This window comes from Anabaenopsis arnoldii (assembly GCF_028331025.1).
GTDB classification, from domain to species: Bacteria; Cyanobacteriota; Cyanobacteriia; order Cyanobacteriales; family Nostocaceae; genus Anabaenopsis; species Anabaenopsis arnoldii.
Genome location: NZ_JAQMUH010000088.1, coordinates 68629 through 94288 on the forward strand (window position 1 = coordinate 68629; position 25660 = coordinate 94288).

A 25660-nucleotide genomic window follows, 5' to 3' on the forward strand; every position below is an offset into this window, starting at 1 on the left:
CACACCACTACCTCACCGAGATTCAGGTAAAATAGACCTAAGAGGGTGAAAGTTGTGCACTCTCGCTTACCTGAGTTGATTTATGTTACGGAATTGGTGGTTTAGATTACTAACAATATCCCTAGGAGTCTGGCTATTCCTGGATTTGCTTGCGCACCTAGGAGCAGAAATACTCTGGTTTGAAAATATCGGTTATTTACAAGTATTTCTTCTACGGATAGTCACCATGGGGGGACTGTGGATATTTGTAGCAGGTATCAGCGCCGCCTTTTGTTTGGGTAATCTTCACTTAGCTTACCGCCACCAGCATCCCCCAAATCATCCCTCCCCCATGGTGGCTGTAAAAGTGCAACAAGTCCCCAGAAGTAAAGAAATTAAACTAGTCTGGTTACTACCCATAGCATTAGTATTAAGTTTTCTAGTTGGCTTAATGGTGATTTACTATAGCCAAATAGCTGCTACCCATTGGCATCCGGGAATTATCCGCGATATTCCGGTAAATCCTCAGTTATTTCGACCGGGGCGCATTTGGGAGTTAATAGGTAACTTTATTTCCACCCCTTGGTATTTCGGTTTAATTTTGGCAATAGTCATCGCCATTGTAGTATATCCTCATTTTCTATTGCGGGCGATCGCAATTCTTCTGAGCCTTCTATTTGCTCAAATCATATCCCACAACTGGGCTAGGATACTGCAATATTTCGCCCCCACATCCTTCAACGCCTCCGAGCCATTATTTGATCAAGATATCAGCATATATATATTTTCCCTCCCCTTTTGGGAGCTTCTAGAACTATGGTTAATGGGATTATTCTTGTATACCCTCATCGCTGTAGCCCTAACTTACCTCTTGGGTGCCGGTAGCCTTAGTCAAGGCGTTTTCCTGGGGTTTTCTTCCCAGCAACAGCGTCATTTATACGGTAACGGTGGACTATTCATGCTCCTAGTAGCCCTGAGTTATATGCTCAGTCGTTACGAGCTAGTTTATTCCCCACGTGGCGTTACCTACGGTGCAAGTTATACCGATGTTACAGCCGTTCTCCCGTCCTATACCATCCTCTGCTTTGCTTCCCTAGCCCTAGCCTTTTACCTGCTATGGCGGACAGTAAGCTGGAAACCCCAATCCCGCTACCGGCCATTTATATTTTACAGCTTAGGAGTTTATCTAATAGGAATGGTCGCCGCCGATATTTTCCTCCCCACCCTAGTGCAATATTTAATCGTACAGCCCAACGAACTCCAACGGGAACAACCCTACATCCAGCGTACCATCGCCCTAACCCGCCAAGCATTTGACTTAGAAAACATTGACGTGCAAACCTTTAACCCCACAGGAGACCTAACAGAAGCCGATATCCAAAGAAATGACTTAACAATTCGTAACATTCGCCTGTGGGACCAGCAACCACTGGTAGAAACTAACCGCCAACTGCAACAGATTCGCCTTTACTACCGCTTCTCCGATGCGGACATCGACCGCTACACCCTGCTTAAGGAAGTACCCGCGGAAATACCCACAGCAACGGGGGTATTTCCCAACCCAGTAGACGAAGAGACCACAGAACGGCGACAAGTACTAATAGCCGCCAGGGAATTAGACTACACCGCCGTACCCCAGCAAGCTCAAACCTGGGTAAACCGCCATTTAATCTATACCCATGGTTTCGGGTTCACTATGAGTCCAGTAAATACCGTCGCACCTGGTGGACTACCAGAATATTTTGTCAAAGACATCGCCGGTAATAACGACACCGCCCTTACTACCTCCAGTGAAGCCATTCGCGAGAGCATCCCCATAGGAAAACCCCGGATTTACTTCGGTGAAATCACTGATACTTACGTCATGACTGGAACAAAAGTTAAAGAATTAGACTTTCCCAGTGGTAGCGATAATATATACAACATTTATGATGGTGTGGGCGGAATTCGTGTTGGTAGAGGGTGGAGAAGATTACTATTTGCCATGTATTTAAAAGATTGGCAAATGCTATTTACAGAAGACTTTTTACCAGATACTCAAGTGTTATTCCGGCGGAATATTAAAGAACGTATTCAAGCGATCGCCCCCTTCCTCCAATTTGACAGCGACCCTTATTTAGTTGCTGCTGATGCTGGTGACAAAGACTTTGAGAAAAACGGCAGCTACCTTTACTGGGTAGTTGATGCTTACACTACAAGCGATCGCTATCCCTATTCAGACACAACCAGCCTCAACATAGCCGACCATCAAGAGAAAATCAACTACATCCGCAACTCAGTTAAAGTAGTCATTGACGCTTACCACGGCACAGTTAACTTTTACATAGCCGACCCCGGAGACCCCATCATAGCCACATGGGGGAAAATATTTCCCGATACCTTCAAACCCCTCTTGGACTTACCACTGAACCTGCGGAAACATATTCGTTACCCCGTGGACTTGTTCAAAATTCAGTCCGAGCGATTAATAACCTACCACATGACCGACCCCCAGGTGTTTTATAACCGGGAAGACCAGTGGCAAATACCCACAGAAATCTACGGGGACGAAGCCCGTCCAGTTAAACCATACTACCTCATCACCAGCCTCCCCACAGTCCCCCTTTCTGACAGCAATTCCTCTCATAGGGAAGAATTTATCCTCCTCCTACCCTACACCCCCAGACAACGCTCTAATTTAATCGCCTGGTTAGCAGCTCGGTCAGACGGTGAAAACTACGGTAAATTATTACTCTATGTATTCCCCAAAGAACGCCTAGTTTTTGGACCAGAGCAAATAGAAGCCAGAATTAACCAAGACCCCATCATCTCTCAACAAATTTCCCTCTGGAATCGTCAAGGTTCCAGAGCAGTTCAAGGTAACCTCTTAATTATCCCCATTGAACAATCCTTATTGTACGTCGAGCCAATTTATTTAGAAGCCACTCAAAATAGACTCCCCACCCTAGTACGGGTAATCGTGGCTTTTGAAAATAGAATTGTGATGGCTCCTACACTCGAACAAGCATTACAGGGAATCTTTCAGCCAGAGGTAACACCAACCCCCACAATTATTCGTCCTTTGGAGGAACCAACCCCATCACAGTAAATTGAAAAAATTTAAAGTTTAAAAAATTTAAAGGAATTGCCAAACTATGGGGAGTTGCATAGGTTGCACGTGATAGCGTAGCTTGGCATAAGCCATAGTTGAAAATAAATAGGCAAAGTACAAGGGGAAACTAACGTGAGTGATGGATTTGATTACGATTTAGTGATTATCGGCGCGGGTGTGGGTGGACATGGCGCAGCCCTACACGCTGTTAGCTGTGGTCTGAAAACAGCGATTATTGAAGCTGGGGACATGGGGGGAACCTGTGTGAATCGTGGCTGTATCCCTTCCAAGGCTTTGTTAGCTGCGTCTGGACGTGTGCGGGAGTTACGTAATGCCCATCATCTCAAATCCCTGGGAATTCAAGTTGATCATGTGGCATTTGACCGTCAAGCGATCGCAGACCATGCTAGCAGTCTTGTATCAAAAATTCAAGGCGACCTCACCAACAGCCTCAAACGTCTAGGAGTAGATATTATCAGAGGTTGGGGAAAAATTGCCGGCACTCAAAAAGTAACTATCACTAGCGATAGTACACAAAAAACAGTGACAGCTAAAGATATCATTCTTTCCCCTGGCTCTGTCCCCTTCGTACCCCCAGGCATAGAAGTAGATGCTAAAACCGTTTTTACCAGCGATCAAGGTGTAAAATTAGAATCTCTACCGGAATGGATCGCAATTATTGGTAGTGGTTACATCGGCTTAGAATTTTCTGATGTTTACTCGGCTTTGGGCTGTGAAATCACCATGATTGAAGCCCTAGACCAACTCATGCCAGGATTTGACCGGGATATTGCTAAACTAGTAGAACGAGTCTTAATTACACCCCGGGATATAGAAACCAAAGTGGGAATATACGCCAAAAGAATCATCCCCGGTTCCCCCGTGGTAATTGAATTAGCAGACTTTAAAACTAAAGAAGATATTGATGTTATTGAAGTCGATGCTTGTTTAGTAGCCACAGGGCGTATTCCCGCCACCAATAACTTAGGACTAGACACTTTAGGCATAGAACTAGACCGGCGGAATTATATCCCCGTAGATGACCATATGGCTGTGCTCTCTGGCGGGGAAGTAGTCCCCCATGTCTGGGCCATTGGTGACGCCACTGGGAAAATGATGTTGGCCCACACCGCCTCGGCTCAAGGTGTCGTCGCGGTGGAAAATATCATCGGTCGTCCCCGCACTGTGGACTATCGCAGCATCCCAGCGGCCGCATTTACTCACCCAGAGGTCAGCTATGTAGGCTTAACAGAAGTAGCCGCCCAGGAATTGGCGCAAGCTGAAGGCTTTGAGGTGGCTACTACTAAAAGTTACTTCAAAGGTAATTCCAAAGCTCTGGCAGAAAAAGAAGCCGATGGTATGGCTAAAGTAGTGTATCGCCAAGATACTGGTGAGGTTTTAGGAGTGCATATCTTTGGCATGCACGCCTCGGACTTAATTCATGAAGCCTCAGCCGCGATCGCTAACCGTCAAGCTGTCCAAGACCTGGCTCACTTAGTACACGCCCATCCTACACTTTCGGAAGTGCTAGATGAAGCTTATAAACGCGCCGTGGTTTAAGGACTAGGGCGGGAAGGTCTTATGAGTCGTGATGGCTACGCTACGCCATCAGTGGCTAAAGGGTGCCTGTTAACACTGAAATATTTTTCGCCCGTCATTGTCTCTTGAGGGCCGGGAGTGTCAAACTCAGGAAAGAAGAACTCAAAACTTAAATTATGCAAATTCGTCGCCGTTCTACCAACACTACCATTAATGTCTCTTTTTTACGTTATCAGTCTGCTTTGCCAGATATAGAACCAAACAACATTTTGGAGGAAATTGTCTGGCATAAGGAAGTTGAAATTGACCAAATGCGGGAAAGGCGACCTTTAACAGAATTGCAAAAGCAGGCACTCTCGGCACCACCCACCCGTGATTTTATCGCCGCTTTAAGACAAGGAAGCACCAAGCCGGCTTTAATTGCTGAAGTCAAGAAAGCTTCCCCTAGCAAGGGTGTCTTACGAGCGGATTTTGACCCGGTAGCCATTGCTTCGGCCTATGAACAAGCCGGAGCTAGTTGTCTTTCTGTTTTGACAGATAGGAAGTTTTTTCAAGGCAGTTTTGAGAATTTAGCCCAAGTGCGTGCTAGGGTGAAATTACCACTTTTATGTAAGGATTTTATTATCTATCCTTACCAAATGTATTTGGCTCGTATTCAGGGTGCAGATGCAATTTTGCTAATTGCGGCTATTCTCAGTGATCAAGATTTACAATACTTCCTGAAAATTGCTAAAGCATTGAAGATGACAGCCTTGATTGAGGTTCATAGTTTGGCAGAACTTGATCGCGTGTTAGCTTTAGCTAAACGTTGGACAGCGGACCGCTCAACTTGTGAGTTTTTGGTGGGGATCAATAATCGCAATTTAGAAGATTTTTCCGTTGATCTTCAAACTACCTGTCAATTATTGGCAGCACGAGTTAGTCAATTACAGGAACTTAATCTCCTAGTTGTGAGCGAGTCAGGGCTACATACTCCTGAAGATTTACATATAGTACACCAGGCAGGAGCAGCAGCCGTACTCATTGGAGAGTCGTTAGTTAAACAACCCGACCCTGGTTTAGCGATCGCTAAACTGTTTGCTAACCACCGCCAACCGCTGTAGCGGGAGATTCGGTGCTTATTTATGTCCATGCAGGCAGAACCTAGGGTAGGGTACACAGATAAATCCGTAGTTGAACAGATGATAAAATGCTATAACTTGAAAGAAGAATTTTAGATTATTTTTAACTAATATACATAGGTTGTTGCAAAAGTCAAGTAAACCATCATTCTTTAGCTCTAATGATCTTTAAATCTGTGGATTTGAAGACTATGGCAAGTATTGTTTATGTATATGCAGATAAAACCTAAAATTCCCCCCAAAAATTTAAGTATCCTCCCCAAGTTTTGAACTTTTATTCTTTTTTAGGACGAACAAATGGACAATAAGCTAATGCTCATGATTCCTGGCCCCACACCAGTACCAGAAGCTGCTTTATTGGCATTAGCCAAGCACCCAATTGGACACCGCACCAATGAGTTTAGTAACATCATGGCGGAGGTGATAGAAAACCTCAAATGGTTACACCAAACTCAAAATGATGTACTAATGCTCAATGTTAGCGGTACGGGTGCGGTGGAAGCGGGAATCATTAATTTTCTGTCTCCAGGCGATCGCGTTTTGGTCGGTTCCAATGGGAAGTTTGGAGAACGCTGGGTAGAAATCGCTGCAGCATACGGTTTGAATGTTGAAGCTATTACTACCGAATGGGGGAAACCTTTAGATACATCAGTGTTTGCAGAAAAACTGCAAGGGGATACCAACAAGGAAATTAAAGCCGTCATTATTACCCACAGCGAAACCTCAACCGGTGTGTTGAATGACTTAGAAACTATCAACCGGCTAGTAAAGGAACATGGCGAAGCTTTAATTATCGTGGATGCAGTTACTAGCTTGGGCGCATTCAATTTACCCATAGATACCTGGGGTTTAGATGTAGTGGCTTCCGGTTCCCAGAAAGGTTATATGATTCCCCCAGGATTAGGATTTGTTGCTGTTAGCCCCAAGGCTTGGGAAGCTTACAAAACTGCAAAATTACCGAAATATTATCTTGATTTAGGTAAATATCGCAAATCTGCCGCCAAAAATACCACTCCCTTTACTCCACCGGTGAACTTGATTGTGGCTTTACACACCACATTACAAATGATGAAGGATGAAGGCTTGGAGTCAATATTTACTCGGCACCAAAGACTCAAAAATGCCACCCGCGCCGCGGTGCGTGGTTTGAATTTACCTTTATTTGGTGCAGATGATTATGCCAGTCCAGCAATTACCGCTGTTGCCCCACAGGGTATTGAAGCTGATAAAATTCGCTCATTGATGAAGAAGCGTTTTGATATTGCTTTGGCCGGTGGACAAGACCATCTGAAAAACAAAATTTTCCGCATTGGTCACTTGGGTTTTGTTAGCGATCGCGATATTCTCACCTGTATAGCCGCCTTAGAAGTGACTCTTACTGAACTCGGCTACGAAGACTTTATCCCTGGTGCTGGTGTAGCAGCAGCGGCTAAAGTATTTAGTTAGTCTCCATCCCCAGTCTATCTGGGGAACGTAAACCCTTGGCGAAGCGTCTCCAAGAGAAAGGAGAACTGTTAGCCACACCAATGATGAGTATTTTGGTTCTACTCCCATTGAAATTATAAAGAGCGAGTTAAACAGTCAACTCGCTCTTTGCATCCTTCTGGAAATAAGTAAAAATGGTAACAGTCAATTCTGCTATCTATCGGACTCGGTACAACACAGAATCCACGTGACATCCTCAATTCTCCGGTATGAAAGGCATACTTATACACATTAGAACCATGATTGCAATCAAAAACTTCGCCAATCCAACTTATGTCATAGAAACGCCATAGGTTGAGGTAGCCTGTATTTTAGACTTAGACAATGCAAAACTCAAATTCCTGCTCTTATGCTGTTTCCAGCCAATCATAAATTTGTTCTAACTGTTCTAACGTAATTAATCCATACTGCCAAAGAATCATTGGTAAAGGACCGGGATCTTGTTCCCGATGTCGCAGGGCGACTGCAAGAGAAGCCGAGGAAATTGACAAATCTTCCTCTAGAAAATGAATCAGTCGTGAATAGGTTGATGGTGACATTTGTAACTCACCCCCTTTAGTTGAATTTATTGTCATATAACCATGTCCCATTTCTCAGTAACCTGCAGCTAATGTTTCATTCGTAACTGGTGATGACCGGAATGACTTACGCCACGCTACGTTCTCAGAAATTCCAACACAATTGGCTAAAACTCTTCAAACTGAAAGATTTCACCGGTTAAACTCGAAGATTCCCAATTCAAAGCACCACTGATATTGTTGACTATTATGTTTGATTTCATCACACATTTAGTCACAAATATTCCATAGCTAATACTCTCTTATGAGAGTCCATTTACACTTACGCCAAAAGGAATATTTTTGGCATCCATAGTAGAGAAATGTGATTATAGCTTGAAACTGCAAATTTCACTATGATGTAAACAAGGTAAATAGTATCCATAATAAAGTTCTATTCTATACTTAGCAAATCTTGGAAACAAAGATATTAACTTAGGATTCGCCCCATCTGACAGGGGGAAATTTATTTCCCCAGATTTCCCGTATCGAAAAACTCAATTTTGATCACATCACCATCCCGCAAATTTAATTCCGCAGATCGTCCAGATCGCAATTCAATGACCATATCAACGGGCACATTAGGACCATAAGTAGGGCAAGGTTCCCTAGGACACGGAGGCGCAGAAGCCTGAATATATCGCACCACCCCATTTTGCAAAAACACCATATCCAGAGGAACAGGGACATTTTTCATCCAAAATCTGACAGGTCGTGCAGAAGGGAACTGAAATAACATCCCCTGATCATCTGGTAAAGGTGGACGATACATTAAGCCCTTCGCCTGCTGTTCCGGTGTCCGTGCCACTTCCAATTGGACTCTAGTACCATTAGACAGAACTGCTTGTGCTGAAATTGGTAGCATTTGACCACTGGGAGCTTTTGTTTGGCTACTGGCTGTGGATGTGGTAGATTTTGCTGTATTTCCAACAGAACAGCCCATTAGTAAAACATTCAGGAGCATCGGGACTACAATTAGCCAACGCATCATAATATTTTCTGATTTGGTAATTTAAATTGCGATTGCACAGCACTTATGCTAAAAACTACGGTGTGAGGATAGATAAAATTAATACTTCCAGTTTAAAAAGCAGCCGCTTAAGTCATATACTGCTTTGGCCTGGGAAAAAGGTCAACACCATCAGATTTGTGTTTTTACCTCATAGTAAATCAAATGATGATCATTGTGATTCCTAGGGAAATTGGCGCTAAATATATGAATTGTAGCTCCCAACTTGTGAGTTGAGAAGGAACTTTTTAAAAGAGGTATGAAAAATATAGCACATAAGAATATTCTCTCCCAGGTGAAAAAAAACTTGTAGCAGAAATAAACAAAGTACAAATCAATCCTGGGGCATACCTGGTGGTTGTGGAACATGACAAAGGGTAATTGCAAGGCACACAAGTCAAGAGCGTCAATAGACTGTAAATCAATTGAATTTTATTTATTGAGGGGGAAAATATTAAATTATGTCCTATATCTCCACCACACCGGCAAACCTGAACCTCTACATCCAAGGTGAGGGGTTCCCTATTCTGTGTTTACACGGTCATCCTGGATCTGGTCGTAATCTTTCTGTTTTTACCAATCATTTATCCAAACGCTACCAAACTTTCGCCCCTGATTTACGCGGCTACGGTAAAAGTCGCTGTAATGGCAATTTTGAGATGTTAGACCATTTGACAGACTTAGAGGCGCTTCTAGACCGCTTTCAAATTGAAAAATGTCTGATATTGGGATGGTCACTGGGTGGAATTTTGGCAATGGAAATGGCATTGCGACTACCACAACGCTTTACTGGTATGATTTTGGTGGCCACCGCAGCCAGACCCCGTGGCAATCATCCCCCCATTACTTGGCAGGATAATCTATATACTGCCATTGCCGGAATTTTGAACTATATTCAACCAAGTTGGCAATGGAATATAGATACTTTTGCCAAGCGATCGCTTTTTCGCTATTTGATTCAACAACATACCTCCACAGCTTATAATTATATTGCCACCGAAGCAGTACAGTCCTATTTACAAACCTCTTCTTTCGCAACTCGCGCCCTCTACACTGCTCTGAAATCTGGTTACAATCGACTCTCTGATTTACAAAAAATTCACTGTCCTGGTTTGGTACTGGCTGGGGAACAAGACTGTCATATTACCCCTGAGTCTAGTTTAGAAACGGCACAACATTTGAAAAGTAGCCAGTGGCGTTGTTACCCAAATACAGCACATTTATTTCCTTGGGAAGTTCCCCAACAGGTATTAGGTGATATTGATATTTGGTTGGAAGCACATCCCCAAGTTGTGAAAATGCCAAGATGAATTAACCACAGATAAGCAGGTTCATGATTCTGATATTAGTTGCAAAATCAGTTGTAGGGGAATTTCTACGTAATCTGGACGATGGTTGAGTTCATGGTGGAGTTCCTCTATTGCTTTTTCTAATAGATAGGCAAATAGCAGTAATTGTAGTTCCGCAGGGGTTTTTGGTAAAAAGTTGTTTTCCCCAGCAGTTGCTAAATAAGAATTGCAGAAGGTAGCACTCACCCAGGTATACCAAAATTTTGCCCATTGTTTCATAAGTGGCAGATTGTCAGGGCGAACCATACCAGTTTCTATTTCACGGCGCAAAGCTTCAGTCACAGCATAATTGAAGGATACCAGCATCCGGGCTACATCTCTTAATGGCGATCGCTTGCGGCGGCGTTCACTCAAACTGCGGGCTGCTTTACCTTCAAAATGGGTGATAATAAAGTCCTTACCAGTGTACAGCAATTGCCCCAGATGATAGTCCCCATGATAACGAGTCCGGAAGGCGATAATTTTTTGATTCACAACTAACTGGAAACGTGCCAAAATCTCTTGTTGGTTATTAAGTACATCTGTTGCCAATTCCTGGGTATGAGATGGCAAATCTTTTGCCCTTTCCCTAAGTAATCGGAAAACTCGCCCTGTGAGGTTACGTGCATCTTGGTAGATGGAACGTTGGTAAAATGATGAAAAGGGTTCTGGCGCAAAGTCGGGATTATCTGTATCTGTAGCTAAGGTCATATGCAATTCAGCCGTGGATTTACCTAATATTTCTACATTTGGAAGGTAAGAATTAATGGTTTTGGTCGCCAGGTCGGGAATATCAGTTCTCTGTAAGTTTAAGAGAGAACCTGATGGTATGGGAACTTCTGTAATACTCGCCTGTTCTGTAGTCACCACATCAAAATAATGACGTAGGCTGTCTACGGTGTAATCCCAGCCGCTGCGAGTATCTTGAATTAACTCTTGTAATATGCCTATGGTCATCGGTAGGTTGGAAATATCCCCAAATCTCTGATAGCTTGCGTGGCGTACCCATTGGCGACCATACTCTAAAGCCCCTGCTACAGGTACAAAATGTTGTAAGCGTTTTTTCTCCCCCAGAAAACGCCGGATTTCTAAATCCGGGTGCATACCTTCCTCAAATTTCCGGAAGAGTTTCAAACATAGGCGCGAGCCATAAACTATATAAGTATTGGTTTGTTCTTCTTCCTTGAGAACATTTGGTTCATGGTCACCGTTTTGTGAGTATAACTGTGAAAATAAATCAGTGGTCGTGGCAAATAATTCTCCTTTTGTCCCTCTATATAAACGCTGCTCCCCAATAGCATCTAATAATGAACTCAAAAAGTTCTTATCTACTAACGCATCAAACAAAATTCCTACTTCTGAAGTATTAACCAGGGTATTCTCCCTTTGCACTTGCAGACGTGAAATTACAGCTTGGGGGATTTCTCTCAATAGCTGCATTGCTTGCTCACTCTCTGCATAGGCGAAAAATAATAGATAAGTTTCCCTGTGTCTATCAATATAATCTACCTGTAACCAAACCATTTCGGCTAACTGCTGATTGTAGGGTATGGCAATGGTTTCTACAATTTGCACCGATTGCAAAGTTCTGGTTTTACCACCAAACCATTTACAGGTATATAGGTAATCCCGCAGTGTTGATTCTAAAACCCCTTTTAACTCCCGTTGTAAAATCACATTTTGCCACCGTTCATTCACAACTAGGGTAGGTAACTCGGCTTGGGGTTTCGGGGGTTGAGTCAAACTAGGCTTACGTTTGAGGACAAACCAGTAAAATCCATGGGGACTCAGACTGAGAAAATAAGGCGACTCTCCAATGGCGGGAAACTCCGTGTAACCAAAAATTTCCACTGGTACTAGTCCTGTGAAATCTGATAAATCTAATTCTGCCGTTTGGACATAATGAGATAAATTTGCTACTATGAGGATATGTTCTTCTTCGTAGGTGCGGCTAAAAGCAAAAACTTTGCGGTTATTAGGGTGTAATAATTCAAATTTGCCTTTACCTAAAGCCTGAAAACGGTTTCGAGTAGCAATCAAGCGTTTCATCCAATACCACAGAGAATTGAAGTTAGCCCTCTGTGCCTCGACGTTAACCGCTTCATAGTGGTATTCTGAGTCAATAATCACCGGCAAGTACAACCTCTGGGGATTAGTCCGACTAAAACCGGCGTTGCGGTCAGAACTCCACTGCATAGGAGTGCGTACACCATTGCGATCGCCTAAGTAAACATTATCCCCCATGCCAATTTCATCACCATAATAGATTACGGGTGTTCCCGGTAGGGATAACAACAAACTATTAAGTAACTCAATTTGGCGGCGGTCATTACCTAACAGAGGTGCTAGTCGGCGGCGGATACCTAAATTTAATCTCATTACCGGGTCTTGAGCATACACCCGATACATAAAGTCTCGGTCTTCATCTGTGACCATTTCTAAGGTCAATTCGTCGTGATTACGCAAAAACAACGCCCACTGACAATTGTCAGGAATATGTGGAGTTTGTTGGAGAATATCTACAATGGGGAAATTGTCTTCCATCTGTAGGGCGATAAATAGGCGTGGCATTAGGGGAAAATGAAAGTTCATATGGCATTCATCCCCGTCGCCATAATATTTAGCTGCATCCTCTGGCCATTGATTAGCCTCAGCTAGTAGCATCTTGTGAGGATGTTTCGCGTCAATGTGCGATCGCAATTCTTTCAGGAAAGCATGAGTTTCCGGGAGATTTTCGCAGTTAGTCCCTTCCCTTTCATACAAATAAGGTACTGCATCCATACGTAATCCATCAACGCCCATTTCTAACCAAAAATCTAAAACATCAAATACCGCATCTCTTACCAAGGGATGATCATAATTTAGATCCGGCTGATGGGAATAGAAACGATGCCAATAATAAGCCTTAGCCACCGGATCCCAAGCCCAATTCGAGGTTTCAAAATCCTGGAAAATAATTCGCGCTTCTTGGTATTTTTCTGCCGTATCACTCCACACATAAAAATCTCTTTCTAGACTACCTTTTGGGGCGCTGCGTGCGCGTTGGAACCAAGGATGTTGATCCGATGTATGGTTAATAATTAACTCAATAATCACCCGGATACCCCGCTCATGGGCAGCATTCAATAGGTTTTTAAAGTCTTCTAATGTCCCATAGATGGGGTTAATACTGGTATACTCAGCAATATCATAACCATCATCTTTCAGTGGTGATGGGAAAAAAGGTAGTAACCAAATAGCCGTAATCCCTAAATCTTGCAAGTAATCTAGTTTTTCTATTAGTCCCTGTAGGTCGCCAATACCATCACCATTACTATCAGCAAATGCACGAATAGGTACTTCGTAAATAATCGCTTTCTTAAACCATAAGGGGTCATCTTTGATGATTAAGTCTGCTCTTCTCATTTTATCTATCAACTTTTAGTGATAAAACTCTTATTTATTTTTTTATAAAAAAATTGTTAACTCACTTTTTCCTCTTCCCTCCTATCACAAAATACCTAAAATCATAACTTTATCCATCTCACACAGGTAAGAGCATTAACAAGCTCTTGATTGGAAGAGGACTATTCCAGCTACGTGATATAATCACTGAGTTGTTAATCAAGAGTCTTTCAATATCTATCTTTAGATAGATGACAGTGCATATTTTTTTATTGTTAAGTATATGCTTCTACATTCTGATGCATCATTACTGCCTACTACATAATTACTCGAACCTATGGATCACAACACTCACAAACCAAAACCCAAAAAGAAAAATTCTACTTTTGTTCGTCCATTACCTCAACAACCTAAAAAGTCTCAAAACACTAAATCATCCTTAAAAGATGAATTTGATCTGGAAATTCTCCAAAAAAATCCTTGGGGACAATTTTTATTATTTGTGGAAGATTTCTACAGTAAATACATTCCACCCAGTACAGAGGAGGAGAAAAAACGTGGAAATATATTGCAAACCGCCATTAAAACCTTCAATGAACATCATCAAGAATCTTGGAGACAAATACTCCATAGAATTCCTCCATCTTCCACCAAGCTGATTGATGACTTTTACTATTATCTATCTAACCGTAGAAAACTTACACCACAGGAAGTTTATCAAGAATCTCAAGCAGCTATCCAAGGTTTGATTAATAACGCCGAATATGGATTTATACACACAGATAATAAAGATATTGGCAGAATTAGCCAGCTATGTGATGCCATAAATTACTTTCAAAAACACCGTTCTAAAACCTATTTAGTTCTGTCTCAAATAGAAGCATATGTTCCAGAAGATGCTAAAAAATTCTTTGCAGCTTCTCAGGTCTTTCAAGGCATAATTGCATCTGGTCCTCATGAAATACTCATGGATTTTGGCATGGCCTTGATGAAACATTTTAAAGTTACGCGCACTGCAATTAAAGACCAAACAGCTAAGAATCTTGTTTCAGGTCTCGGAGAGATTGAAAGACAATTAACAACTCAAATTAGTATTTTAGAAGCTGAAAACTTAGAACTGACTCGAGAGTTGGAGCAACTGCGTGAGCAAGGACATCAAGAAATTGTGACCCAAATTGCTCAAGAACTACAAAATGGTTCCCAACCGGCTTTAGATCAAATAGAGAAAATTATCAGTTTAATAGAACCTCAAATTGAAGCGAGTGGAGAAGCTCAAATTTCCTCTGATGATTCTCTGTCCATATTTATTGTCTTGCGTAATTTAATGAAAATATTCCAAAAACTAGGAATAGAAACTTACCCGAAGTCCCTCAAAGATAGTTTCACAATATCTCAACTTGACTTAGCAAAATATGCTTATGTAGGGGGAACGCCTTTTACAAATTACACAGAAATTAAACAAGTACAGTGTATTCAGAAAGGATGGAAGGTTAACGACAACATAATTACACCGGCAAAAGTACAAGAATTAACTGATAATTCCAGCAATAATTAAAAGATTTTTATAAAAACAGGATAAAAAACCATGGCAGAAAATATTGCAATCTTATTAGACCTAGACAACATTAAACCTGAACTTGGGGAAATTGAATCTATTTGTACCAAGTATGGTTCCATAAAAGTACGTCGTGCATTTTCCAACACTCCAGCAGTCCTCTCTGCTTATGGTAGTCAGCTACGTAATCTAGGATATCGCTTTGAATTAACACCCGGATTGACATCTGTTCCCCAAGAAGTTGATAATTTAATTTTCCGCACATCCGAGGAGTTGATTAACAATTCCCAGGAGCAAATTAATATCATTGCCGTTGTTAGCAATGATAATGATTATGCCAAATTATTTTCTTATTTAACCAGTAAACAAGTTAAAACAGTAGCTATTGGTAATAATCAACTGGGAAATAAACTTAGAGAAACAGCCACATATATTGAATTACTCCAAAACATTTTACGCCCCACATATTTAGGTATCGACTTAGGCACTACTAACACAGTCATAGCAAGAGCTAGTCAAACATTAATGCAGGAATGGAAAGCTAACGCCATTAGTATTCCGGTCAAAAATGAGCATGAAGCTGTACAACATACAGAATTAATTCCTTCTGCTGTCAGGTATTCTCAATTAGATACTGCGAAAATAGGTAACCATGTCCGCAGCCAATATTATGCTTTTAGAGATCAAACTATTCTGGCTTGGAAACATGATATTGGTACTCTTCAAGATGGGTTACCTTTTGAATATCAACTTACTATCGGTAATGTTACACCAGAACAAGCCGCCGCAGAAGTTTTAAAGTTTTGTCGTCATCAATTAACCCAAAAACAAATAGATGTGAGAGGTGCAGTCATCACTCACCCAGCGTCCTATGAACCTGATGCTATTGAAGCGACCCGGAAAGCCGCTAAATTAGCAGGTTGGGAAGAAAATAACATTGTTTTGTTACCAGAACCAAAAGCTGCTTTATATGATTTCTTATATAGACTCCGAAATGGAGAGATTTGCGCTGATTTAGATACCAGTCGTCCTTTAAATATTCTTGTCTATGATTTAGGAGGGGGAACTTTAGATACTTCATTGCACAAAGTATACTGGAATAGCGATATAGCCCAGTTTTTTATTGAGGATATTTCTATTGGTTCCCGTACCAGAGTGGGAGGCGATCAAGTTGATGAAAAAATAGTTGATTATTTGTTTACTAACTATAGTAAAATAGGTAAGTTATCTGTACCTGAGCAAAAAAAATTGTGGTATGAACTCAGGATTTATGCTGAACAATTTAAGCAAGTTTGGGGCAGTAGATATTCTGATAGCCTCGATAAGGAAGAGTTTAGAATGCCGTTTGAATACGTGAGTTCTAGCTCTAGTTTTCCGATTTTCTACAGTTTGGGATATCGGCAAATGCAGGAAGCTTTAAAAGAGTTGCTGTGTCCAGATATTAAACCGGAACTAATAGAAAAGTTAGACCCAAAAACCGCTTTTAATCAATCTCCCTTTGTAGACCGTCGTGACACTTTTATCGTACCTGTTCTTGATGTCCTCCTCAAAGCTAAAGAGAAGTTGGGGGAATTACCTAAAATTAATGGCATTCTGCTTAATGGGGGGATGACATATTTCCCTTTAATTCGGGAACGCTTAGAACAGCTTTTACCTGGAATCCTCATTCTATCAGAGGGAGATCCAGACTTGGCGGTGGCTCGTGGTGCTGCACTTTATGCAGCAGGTACTGTGGGTAAATCAGAAGGAATTAACCCCACAAATATTTGGCTAGAAGTGACAGATTATAATACTCAAGAATCAAAATTAGAGTTGTTAGTTGCTCATGGTCAAAAGTATCCTTATCGCACTACCTTGGCGGGATTCCGTTTACCAGCATTTGAAGACGACGGTTTGATTGGTTTTAAAGCTTGGGTGGGTATGGGTTCCCAAATTAATCAAAATACTACTTTACAACGGACTCGCCGTGTTAATACCGATGAAATTCGGGCTGCTGATATTCAACCAGGAGATTATTTAAATCTGGAAGTAGAATATACCTTTGATGAGCGATTATTACTGACACTCGTACATCGCGATCGCCCAGATACTCGTTTCCGCTTAGAAGTTTCCCCCCAAATACCGAGAATTAGCAATGTTGAAAAAACAGTTAATCAAAAAACAGTTAATAACACAGCCACAGATTTAATTCCTAAAATTAGCCGTTCCCGTCCAGGTAAAGAAATTAATCCCGATATTGAGGTAGAATTTTCGGCTTGGGGGAGGGTCGCATTTAGTCTGGCTCAAAATTGGCAAAATGCTAGTGTTCAAACCCAAAGACGAAATCTAGAAAATCAGACTTGTCAGGGTAAAAATCGTTTATCTATTATTCGCAGTTTATTACAGTGGTTGGAAACACAGAGTAATGTTAAACCTGATTTACAACAAAGCAGAAAAATTGTAGCCGTAATGGCTTTGTCTAATATTATGCAAAGTTTACCTGTTGATAGTTCTGATTTCCAAGTCAGAGAACTAGAACAAAGGTATCACAACTGGATTTTACGCCAATTTCAAGCTGGTTTATCCAGATATAACCACATACATGAATTACAAACAGCCATTTCCCTGGCTCCGGGTAAAATGCTATGGTCAGATTTTAGCGAGTTAATTTACCAAGAGTTTACAGTCATCTCACACCTAGCACGTTCCGTTAATTTACTTAACTCATTTGGTTTTTGTGCTGAACCTTCTGTACGTAATATTACGCGCTTGCGCTCGATTATCCAAGGCAATCAACATTTAGCTGTGCGCCAAAAAGCTTTCTGGGCTTTAGCCAGAATCATTAGCCCTGGTCAACCCCAGGAATGGCGAGCCAATCTCAATGATGTGGAAAAAGTAGCATTATTTGTTTTAGAGCAACTTAAACATCAAATTAGTGAGCCTCAAATTGCTTTAGATGCTTTAGGTTGTCTGGGTCAATGTATTGGTTGGCACATAACAGGGAATCTACTTCATGAACGAATTGTCAATGACATTTTATCCCTGACAAAGATTTATCTGCCTTGTCAAGGTAGAATGGTTAATTTCCCGGGTATCTCCCAACAGTTTGACCGCAAGTTAGAGCTAATAGAAAGGGCTTTTCATCTTGATACTGCTACTATTGAAGATATTAAAGACATCAAAACTTGGCTTTTAGAAATTGTCAATGGTTAAAGTCTAAATTCAATTGAGATAGTTACCGGAGATGAGTTAACTTCCACAGCAAGTGATAATTATCGCGATAAACCACATTAGCTGTAGATTTATATCTGGTTTCTATTTCTCTACGCCAGGTATCTGAAGGATTGAGTAAGAAAATATCCTTAAAACCATCAGGAATATTAGGAATATCTTCACCATTAATTAATTGAAACCTTACTTTTGGAGTAACAAGATAGCTCAGGGAAAATACAGTTACATAATTAATTCCCTGAGAATTACTAATTAAAAGTGGTTTTTGCGCCTCATTGAGAATCTCAGCAACTTCTGGATTACCATAACTAATTCCCTTATTCCACCAAGTTTCTCCTTCATAGCGAACTCTACAAGAAACCATCCCCAACACAATTATTAATACTAAAATTACTTGCCACAATCTCCGGCGCGATGAAATTCCACTATATATTTGGCTAGCTAACATATAGGCAACAGAAACTAGAATACATAAATATACAGGTATTAAATATATGATAGAAGTATAAACTAGTGCTTGATAAAATAAATTCGGCAGCATTAGTGGTATGAAGGGAACTATAATTAATGTCACCATAAACAACCAGGTCTTATAATTAGTGGTGCAACATATAAAATAAAGTGCATATCCTGCTAGAGATGTAAAAATCAGAGAAATTAAATACTGTATGGGGTTTTCTAAGCCGATGTTCAAATCGAAAAAGATTCGACTTATCTGTATAAATAAAATTGGCTGCCAATGTAACATAGATTTATCATTTTGCGTGACATCTGCTGATACAATAAACTCAAATAAATTGGCTACCACAATAGTCATCCAGGGCATAAAAGCTAAAAAACCTAGAGATGAGGCTAGTAAATAAGCCCTAACTGTTTCCGTTAGTTGAAATCTATTAATTGTAATTACATAAATTCCCTGGGTAACCGCTAAAAAAATACTCCACAAACTTGTATAAAGACTAACTACCAAGCTCAATACATAAATACCCCAGGTAGCAAAAGGGTCTGGCATTTGCTGTACTTTGACTAATTCGTGGTCAGATTGTGATTCCAGGCGCATAGCTCGCAATAGTGAGGCACTACATAGTAGTATGGTGAGTAACCACAGAATATATGATTGTGCTTCTTGAGCATAAAGCACATGAAGAGGGGAAATTGCCATCAAAGCGATCGCTAAACCAGGTACTGACAATGGCACATTAAATAATTCACGGCAGAGCCAGTAAATAGATGGAAAGACCAACAAACTGATCAAAGCAGATAAACTTCTAATGACAGTGACTGAATTACCAAAGGTTTGCACCCATAATCTGGCAATTAAATAATAAAGTGGTGGAGCTTGCGGGTCTTCTCTTACCAGAGACATAATTGTGTCACTAAAGCCCTTTTCTAGATTAGGAAATTGGAACCTAGCAAAACTTGCCTTAGTAATTACACCACCGTTAAATAATTGCTGCTTAACTTCAGCTACCGTATAGCCAGAAATGCGCAAAGATGTATAAATTTCATCATGGGAGTAAACTTTGCCTTGAATATTAACAAAGCGGAATAATATACCCATGGCCAACAAAAAAATAATTAAAAACCGCAACCAACTCGGAACAAGAGTCAGGTTCCGCATAAGCAGGTTTCCGATAAAGTAGTTTAAAATCTTCCCACAGCCACAATTACTGAAAAACCCCCGAAGATACCCGGGGGCTAGCATATTGTTGTGTTCACAGATAACTAGCAACAAAAACGCTCGGTAGACACCTGAACAATCAATTGCGGTGATTATTACTGTAGCGAACCCTTGTACCCGCCCAAAGCAGCTTCTCTCGGAGTGTCTGATAGTATGAATTGTTCTCTCGCAAAATAATGAACTTCGCCCGACAATCTGCCATACGCACATCAACCCGATGTCCTGGCCAAATAGAGGTAGATAACACCCCATCCATCCACAGTTTTGTACTCAAATCATAATCTCCCAAAGGCCAGATGCTAACAACCGAACCAGGAGGTAAAACTAGGGGGCGGCTAGAAAGACTCATAGGACAGATGGGAGTTATGGTGAGAGCCTCCATACCGTCATGAATAATCGGTCCATTAGCAGAAACAGTATAACCGGTAGAACCTGTGGGAGTGGAAATAATCAAACCATCTCCCACATATTGGTCTACCACCTCACTATCAATTTCCATTTCCAGAATTGAGGTAATCATGCGGTCAGCGGAAGCAGGTTTGACACAAAATTCGTTTAAAGCGAGGTAGTGTTCAGTCACTGGTTCCAAATTCGTGCGATGACCCTCATACACTGCAGCTTGTAACATCATCCGCCGTTGGATAGCATAGCGATCCTCAAACAGTCTGTCCCAAACTTTCTCTGTATCTTCAAACTCGTCTACGGACTCAGTTAAGAAGCCCAGATGTCCGCCAACATTAACGCCCAAAATAGGTATACCGGCCGGGGCTAAATGTCTAGCACCAGTTAAAACAGTGCCGTCACCGCCGAGTACTAAAGCCAAATCAATGGGTTGAGTTGCAGAAGCCAAAAATACCGGGTAAGGGTTATCTTTGGGCCCACTAGGCCCCATCAACACGTGACAATGGCGATTTTCCAGTTGTTGAGCACAGAGTTCTGCCCAGCGTTGACTCTGGGAATCTCGGGCTTTATAAGCAATGATTACCTGCTTGATTTGCACACAAAATTACCACTTGAGGAGATTAAACTGCTCCATATCAACGGTATCACGATTGCGATAAATGGCCAGCACAATGGCTAAACCCACCGCCGCTTCAGCAGCGGCCACGGTAATCACAAATACAGTGAATACCTGACCTTTAATTAAAGTTGAATCCAGAAAGTTAGAAAATGCCATTAAATTGAGATTAACAGCATTTAGCAGTAACTCAATTGACATTAACACCCGTACCGCGTTACGACTGGTAATTAGTCCGTAAATGCCGATACAGAACAAAGCTGCTGCTAGTAATAAAAAGTATTGGAGTTGCATCGATTTTACTGTCCATTCTCGTAGCTTGCGTAGCGTAGCCATAAAAAATCTGGCCTTTACCGGCGAATAATATCGCCGATTTTACTCTTTTGTTTCACTACCTGCTGATATCAGGTCTCTGGGGCGTTCTGGCAAAGTCAAAATTGTTTGTGGTAACTCTGAAGCTGTGGTTTTTTCAGGCAAATACTCGCGACGTGCCAAAATGATCGCTCCTAACATAGCTATCAGCAACAATACTGAAGCTAGTTCAAAAGGTAGTAGAAAGTCAGTAAAGAAATGCTCACCAATCACAACTATAGAACTTTCGGCAGCTACAGGAGCAGGTGTTGAGTATGCCCAGTGAGTCCCCAATACCATTGCACTCAACAGACCAAATAATCCTAAACTGACTATGGCTGTTACTACTTTGCGCAGTCCAGCACTGGGAAATGGTGCAAAATCCTGGCGCTTGTTCACCAACATAATGGCAAACAAAATTAACACGTTGACTGCCCCAACATAAACCAGTACCTGTGCTGCTGCTACAAAGTCAGCATTGAGCAAGAGGTACATCCCCGCCATGCTGATAAACACCCCCCCCAGCATAAAGGCAGAATAAACAACGTTAGAGAACAGCACTACAGCTAAGGCTGCTCCAATCATCATTACACCCAGTATGCCTAACGAAACAAACTGTACTCCTTCAGCTAAATTCACTTTTTCCGGTCCTTTTTGATTTCCAATAAATGGTAACTGGTAAGTGGTAATCGGTAGTAGCGATTACCCACTAGTACGGCACGGCGGAAACAGAAACATTTTTCCAGACAGTTCAAAAGACTAGAATGTGACCTTTGACTTCCGCCCAGCAGCGCTAGCCACTTGTTTTTTCTGTGTGCTCTACCAGGTCTTCACCGAGGAGAACCAGCACGAGGAGCATCAGCAGGTAGGTCATGAGGTTCCATGACACCATTGGGTAAGTAAGCCAGTTCGCGCAGTGGGGTCACCATTGGGTCGTTTGTGACTTTATAAGGCAGACGACCTAATGCTACGTTGTCATAGTTTAATTCATGGCGATCATAAGTGGATAGCTCATACTCTTCTGTCATCGATAGACAGTTAGTCGGGCAATATTCGACACAGTTACCACAGAAGATACAAACTCCAAAGTCAATGCTGTAGTGTTTGAGCTTTTTCTTTTTGTTGGCTTTCTCAAATTCCCAATCTACTACAGGTAGGTTGATGGGACAAACCCTCACACAGACTTCGCAGGCGATACATTTATCAAACTCAAAGTGAATCCGTCCCCGAAATCGTTCGCCAGGAATTAGTTTCTCGTACGGGTACTGTACTGTAACTGGTCGCCGTTGCATATGGTCGAAAGTTACAGCTAAACCTTGACCAATGTAACGTCCAGCTTGTACTGCTTCTTTGGCGTAATCACCAACTTGTTTGAGGAACTTTAGCATTTTTAGTGTTTTTCTCCCTATGAGTCAATTCACCGATTTAGGCTTTAGGCCTTATCTTTAGGTAAAACTTATTAGCCTGAATTTATCCCCCAAAGGCAAAGGGAAAGGCAAGTTTTAGTGCTGCAGTTACTAGAAGATTAACTAAAGCAAGTGGTAACAAAAACTTCCATCCTAAATCTAGCAATTGGTCAATCCTCACGCGGGGTACTGTCCAACGCAATAAGATGGCGATAAAGACTAACAGATAGGCTTTGATTAGGGTCATGATGATACCCAAAGAAGCAGTGACCACCTGCAATACTGGATTGAGTTCACTCACTCCCAGCCAGTTGGCTATCACACTCACCGGAATGGGAAAGTCCCAACCACCTAGGTATAAAACTGACACTAGTAGAGCAGAAAGCACTAGGTTGACATAGGAGCTAAGGTAAAACAGAGCGAATTTCATGCCAGAGTATTCGGTCTGATAACCAGCTACGATTTCTTCTTCTGCTTCTGGTAGGTCAAAGGGTAAGCGTTCGCATTCAGCCAGGGCTGCTATCCAAAAAATTAGTAACCCCACGGGTTGACGCCAAATGTTCCAGCCGAGAATACCATAGCCAGATTGCTGATTAACAATATCAATGGTGCTAAGACTGTTAGACATCATGACTACGGCTAGCACGCTCAAGGATAGCGGAATTTCGTAGCTAATAGATTGGGCGGCCGCCCGCAAACCACCGAGTAAGGAATACTTATTATTGGATGCGTAACCAGCCATTAATAACCCAATGGGGGCAATGCTAGAAAAGGCAATCCACAAGAATATTCCCATGCCTACATTGGTAATCACAATATTCTGTCCAAAGGGGACAATTAAGTAGGACAGAAATACTGGTAGGACAACTAGGATGGGTCCGATGGTAAATAGCCACGGGTCAGCTTTGGCTGGGACAACATCTTCTTTAAATACCAGCTTGACACCATCGGCTACTGGCGCTAGTAAGCCAAAAGGGCCAATAAATTCTGGACCTATGCGCTGCTGTACTGATGCCGAAATTTTCCGTTCTAGCCAAACACAGACTAGTACGCCCACTGTTGCGCCAATGAGCATTAGTATCATGGGTAAGGGCATCCAAATGGCTTTGGCTGTCCCTGCTGGTATCCCTAAATCCATCAAGGATTTAATAAACGTTCCTTGGAGGTCAATTCCTGAATTCATTTTTGGTGCTCTTTTAAGTCAACTACAGTATGAATTGTGAAGTTATGAAGTATAAATTTCGGACTATGGCTACGCCACCCAAGCCATCATCCTTGATTACACACCTACTTCATTCAACATCACTGGGCTTTGCCAAGGTCAGGGGCGGGCAAGATGCCCGCACTACAAAAGGCTTACACAGATCATCGCCGTTGGAGACTTGCCCACCAAGTGTGTGGCTTTTATTGGGCTGCTATGGGCTAGTCAACTCTTAGTTGAAGCTATCCCAAGCCTCATCCCCATAGCTTAGGTAAGGTAGTTGACCCTTTTATGCTTTGATGAGGTCGCGGGAATGAATTCCCATGCCTAGTATATCGTCGGATGGTTTTCAGCCCTCGAAGCTATACAAGAACTTCTACTTATGGTCAGGATTGGGATTTCTTTTGGGGAGATGGGGTAGTGCATGAACAATTCTGTTTCTACACCTCCCTTATCCCTTTACCCTGCCCTTGTAAAGCTCAGACATTACCTCCGCTGAGTTGATCTCAACGGTGACCCAGTTGATTGGGGCATTAGTATGACTAACGATCAAACCGCCCGTTAACGTTGCTCTATGGGGATGTAATTAACCCCATGCTCACCGTTATAAATCTGGCTAGGTCGGAATATCCGGTTTTCTGCCAGTTGTTCTTTCCAGTGGGCTAGCCAACCTGCAACCCGGGCGATCGCAAATATTGGTGTAAATAAGTCTGTGGGAATCCCCATTTTCCTGTACACCAAACCAGAATAAAAGTCAACATTAGGATACACTCCTTTACCCCCGAGTTTTTCCGCTACTACCTGCTCCATTTCTTGGGCAATGTCATAGTACTTATCATGCCCAAACTTAGCAAACAACTGCTCTGCCAGGTTTTGTAGGACTGTAGCTCGTGGATCTTTGACTTTATAGACACGATGCCCAAAGCCCATAATCTTGGCTTTACGTTGCAGCAGGTCATCTACATAGGGACGCACATTTTCTACCGTACCAATATCTTCCAACATCTGAATCACTTCTTCATTGGCTCCACCGTGTAGGGGACCGCCTAGGGTTCCTACAGCACTAGCCACCACGGCGTAAGGGTCAGTTAGGGTTGAAGCTGTTACCCTAGCACTGAAGGTAGAGGCATTCATTGTATGCTCCACATGCAGGATCAAGCAGATGTCAAAAATTTTTGCCGCCAAAGGATCCGGTTCTTTCTCATTGAGCATGTAGAGAAAGTTGGCAGCGTAGTCTAAGTCATCGCGAGGTTTTACGGGGTCATTGCCTTTTCGCATCAACCCAAATGCCGCTACCATTGTGGGAATGGTTGCTAACAAACGCACCACAGAATCCCGAATATAGGCGGGATTATGTAAATCCCGACGTGAATAAAACAAGCCTAGAGCCGCTGCTGAGGCTTGGAGAGCATCCATGGGGTGACCGCTTTCGGGAAAACATTTCATCATGTCACGAATGCGGTACTTGATCCGCCTGTGGGAGCGAATATCATCCTCAAATGTCTTCAATTCGTCTTTACTTGGTAGTTGACCCCAAATCAAAAGATAAGCAGTTTCTAGAAATGAACTTTTTTCTGCTAGTTCCTCGATTCGGATGCCACGATATTCTAGAATTCCCTTTTGCCCATCAACATGACTTATACTTGATTGGGCAGCCGGAATGCCTTCTAAACCAGGCTTGTATTCGCACACCATCATGGCAACACCATTTGCTTTTTGAAATATCTGATCAAGCCAACTTACCA

Annotated in this window: 17 protein-coding genes; 7 read left to right on the plus strand and 10 right to left on the minus strand. The window is 42.0% G+C overall.

All coding sequences use genetic code 11. The annotated features are described in order from the left end of the window. Nucleotides 1-82: 82 nt before the first annotated feature. The 4 genes from PN457_RS07535 to PN457_RS07550 all read left to right on the plus strand — a co-directional run bounded on the left by PN457_RS07535 (nt 83) and on the right by PN457_RS07550 (nt 7176). The gene (locus tag PN457_RS07535; RefSeq protein ID WP_271732389.1) at nt 83-3067 is read left to right on the plus strand and encodes a UPF0182 family protein; all 2985 of its coding nucleotides are present in this window, start codon (nt 83-85) and stop codon (nt 3065-3067) included. Nucleotides 3068-3202: 135 nt separating this feature from the next. Then, a complete protein-coding gene (gene lpdA, locus PN457_RS07540) occupies nt 3203-4630 on the plus strand; it encodes a dihydrolipoyl dehydrogenase (protein ID WP_271732390.1) in 1428 nt (475 codons plus the stop codon). 155 nt (nt 4631-4785) lie between these two features. Continuing rightward, the gene (trpC, locus tag PN457_RS07545) at nt 4786-5712 is read left to right on the plus strand and encodes an indole-3-glycerol phosphate synthase TrpC (RefSeq protein WP_271732391.1); all 927 of its coding nucleotides are present in this window, start codon (nt 4786-4788) and stop codon (nt 5710-5712) included. Nucleotides 5713-6027: 315 nt separating this feature from the next. Next, nucleotides 6028-7176, plus strand: a complete 1149-nt coding sequence (locus tag PN457_RS07550; protein ID WP_271732392.1) for a pyridoxal-phosphate-dependent aminotransferase family protein — start codon at nt 6028-6030, stop codon at nt 7174-7176. A 386-nt stretch (nt 7177-7562) separates the two neighbouring features. Here the strand turns inward: PN457_RS07550 and PN457_RS07555 are convergent, their stop codons facing one another. After that, a complete protein-coding gene (locus PN457_RS07555) occupies nt 7563-7790 on the minus strand; it encodes a DUF2949 domain-containing protein (RefSeq protein WP_200987871.1) in 228 nt (75 codons plus the stop codon). Nucleotides 7791-8238: 448 nt separating this feature from the next. Further along, nucleotides 8239-8763, minus strand: coding sequence for a DUF192 domain-containing protein (locus tag PN457_RS07560; protein ID WP_271732393.1), 525 nt, complete (start codon nt 8761-8763; stop codon nt 8239-8241). A gap of 479 nt (nt 8764-9242) precedes the next feature. On the opposite strand from PN457_RS07560, the gene PN457_RS07565 reads away from it, so the two are divergent. Further along, the gene (locus PN457_RS07565) at nt 9243-10091 is read left to right on the plus strand and encodes an alpha/beta fold hydrolase (RefSeq protein WP_271732394.1); all 849 of its coding nucleotides are present in this window, start codon (nt 9243-9245) and stop codon (nt 10089-10091) included. 21 nt (nt 10092-10112) lie between these two features. Here the strand turns inward: PN457_RS07565 and treS are convergent, their stop codons facing one another. Continuing rightward, nucleotides 10113-13514, minus strand: coding sequence for a maltose alpha-D-glucosyltransferase (treS, locus tag PN457_RS07570; protein WP_271732396.1), 3402 nt, complete (start codon nt 13512-13514; stop codon nt 10113-10115). A gap of 316 nt (nt 13515-13830) precedes the next feature. Here treS and grpE point away from each other — a divergent pair, with 316 nt between their 5' ends. Both grpE and PN457_RS07580 read left to right on the plus strand, forming a co-directional pair. Next, a complete protein-coding gene (gene grpE / locus PN457_RS07575) occupies nt 13831-15048 on the plus strand; it encodes a nucleotide exchange factor GrpE (protein ID WP_271732397.1) in 1218 nt (405 codons plus the stop codon). A 30-nt stretch (nt 15049-15078) separates the two neighbouring features. Beyond that, nucleotides 15079-18240 (plus strand): Hsp70 family protein, encoded by a 3162-nt coding sequence (locus PN457_RS07580; RefSeq protein ID WP_271732398.1) that lies wholly within the window; start codon nt 15079-15081, stop codon nt 18238-18240. A 22-nt stretch (nt 18241-18262) separates the two neighbouring features. On the opposite strand, the gene PN457_RS07585 is transcribed toward PN457_RS07580, so the two are convergent. From PN457_RS07585 to PN457_RS07615, 7 genes are all read right to left on the minus strand, one after another. Continuing rightward, nucleotides 18263-19879 (minus strand): glycosyltransferase family 39 protein, encoded by a 1617-nt coding sequence (locus tag PN457_RS07585; protein ID WP_271732399.1) that lies wholly within the window; start codon nt 19877-19879, stop codon nt 18263-18265. Nucleotides 19880-20018: 139 nt separating this feature from the next. Continuing rightward, nucleotides 20019-20939, minus strand: coding sequence for an NAD(+) kinase (locus PN457_RS07590; protein WP_271732400.1), 921 nt, complete (start codon nt 20937-20939; stop codon nt 20019-20021). 6 nt (nt 20940-20945) lie between these two features. After that, nucleotides 20946-21251, minus strand: a complete 306-nt coding sequence (nuoK, locus tag PN457_RS07595; RefSeq protein WP_006199065.1) for an NADH-quinone oxidoreductase subunit NuoK — start codon at nt 21249-21251, stop codon at nt 20946-20948. An 81-nt stretch (nt 21252-21332) separates the two neighbouring features. After that, nucleotides 21333-21947, minus strand: a complete 615-nt coding sequence (locus PN457_RS07600) for an NADH-quinone oxidoreductase subunit J (protein WP_271732401.1) — start codon at nt 21945-21947, stop codon at nt 21333-21335. 191 nt (nt 21948-22138) lie between these two features. Next, nucleotides 22139-22696: an NAD(P)H-quinone oxidoreductase subunit I gene (gene ndhI, locus PN457_RS07605; RefSeq protein WP_271732402.1), complete on the minus strand. Its 558-nt coding sequence runs from the start codon at nt 22694-22696 to the stop codon at nt 22139-22141. Between the two features lie 82 nt (nt 22697-22778). Beyond that, nucleotides 22779-23897, minus strand: coding sequence for an NADH-quinone oxidoreductase subunit NuoH (nuoH, locus tag PN457_RS07610; protein ID WP_271732403.1), 1119 nt, complete (start codon nt 23895-23897; stop codon nt 22779-22781). Nucleotides 23898-24476: 579 nt separating this feature from the next. Next, a complete protein-coding gene (locus PN457_RS07615; protein ID WP_271732404.1) occupies nt 24477-25613 on the minus strand; it encodes a citrate synthase in 1137 nt (378 codons plus the stop codon). Nucleotides 25614-25660 lie beyond the last annotated feature (47 nt).

Coding starts and splice junctions, on each gene's coding strand:
- PN457_RS07585 (WP_271732399.1), bottom strand. CDS start 19,879: ATGCGGAACCTGACTCTTGTTCCGAGTTGGTTGCGGTTTTTAATTATT.
- treS (WP_271732396.1), bottom strand. CDS start 13,514: ATGAGAAGAGCAGACTTAATCATCAAAGATGACCCCTTATGGTTTAAG.
- PN457_RS07550 (WP_271732392.1), top strand. CDS start 6,028: ATGGACAATAAGCTAATGCTCATGATTCCTGGCCCCACACCAGTACCA.
- grpE (WP_271732397.1), top strand. CDS start 13,831: ATGGATCACAACACTCACAAACCAAAACCCAAAAAGAAAAATTCTACT.
- PN457_RS07565 (WP_271732394.1), top strand. CDS start 9,243: ATGTCCTATATCTCCACCACACCGGCAAACCTGAACCTCTACATCCAA.
- nuoH (WP_271732403.1), bottom strand. CDS start 23,897: ATGAATTCAGGAATTGACCTCCAAGGAACGTTTATTAAATCCTTGATG.
- PN457_RS07535 (WP_271732389.1), top strand. CDS start 83: ATGTTACGGAATTGGTGGTTTAGATTACTAACAATATCCCTAGGAGTC.
- PN457_RS07560 (WP_271732393.1), bottom strand. CDS start 8,763: ATGATGCGTTGGCTAATTGTAGTCCCGATGCTCCTGAATGTTTTACTA.
- PN457_RS07555 (WP_200987871.1), bottom strand. CDS start 7,790: ATGACAATAAATTCAACTAAAGGGGGTGAGTTACAAATGTCACCATCA.
- PN457_RS07615 (WP_271732404.1), bottom strand. CDS start 25,613: ATGATGGTGTGCGAATACAAGCCTGGTTTAGAAGGCATTCCGGCTGCC.
- trpC (WP_271732391.1), top strand. CDS start 4,786: ATGCAAATTCGTCGCCGTTCTACCAACACTACCATTAATGTCTCTTTT.
- ndhI (WP_271732402.1), bottom strand. CDS start 22,696: ATGCTAAAGTTCCTCAAACAAGTTGGTGATTACGCCAAAGAAGCAGTA.
- nuoK (WP_006199065.1), bottom strand. CDS start 21,251: ATGCAACTCCAATACTTTTTATTACTAGCAGCAGCTTTGTTCTGTATC.
- PN457_RS07580 (WP_271732398.1), top strand. CDS start 15,079: ATGGCAGAAAATATTGCAATCTTATTAGACCTAGACAACATTAAACCT.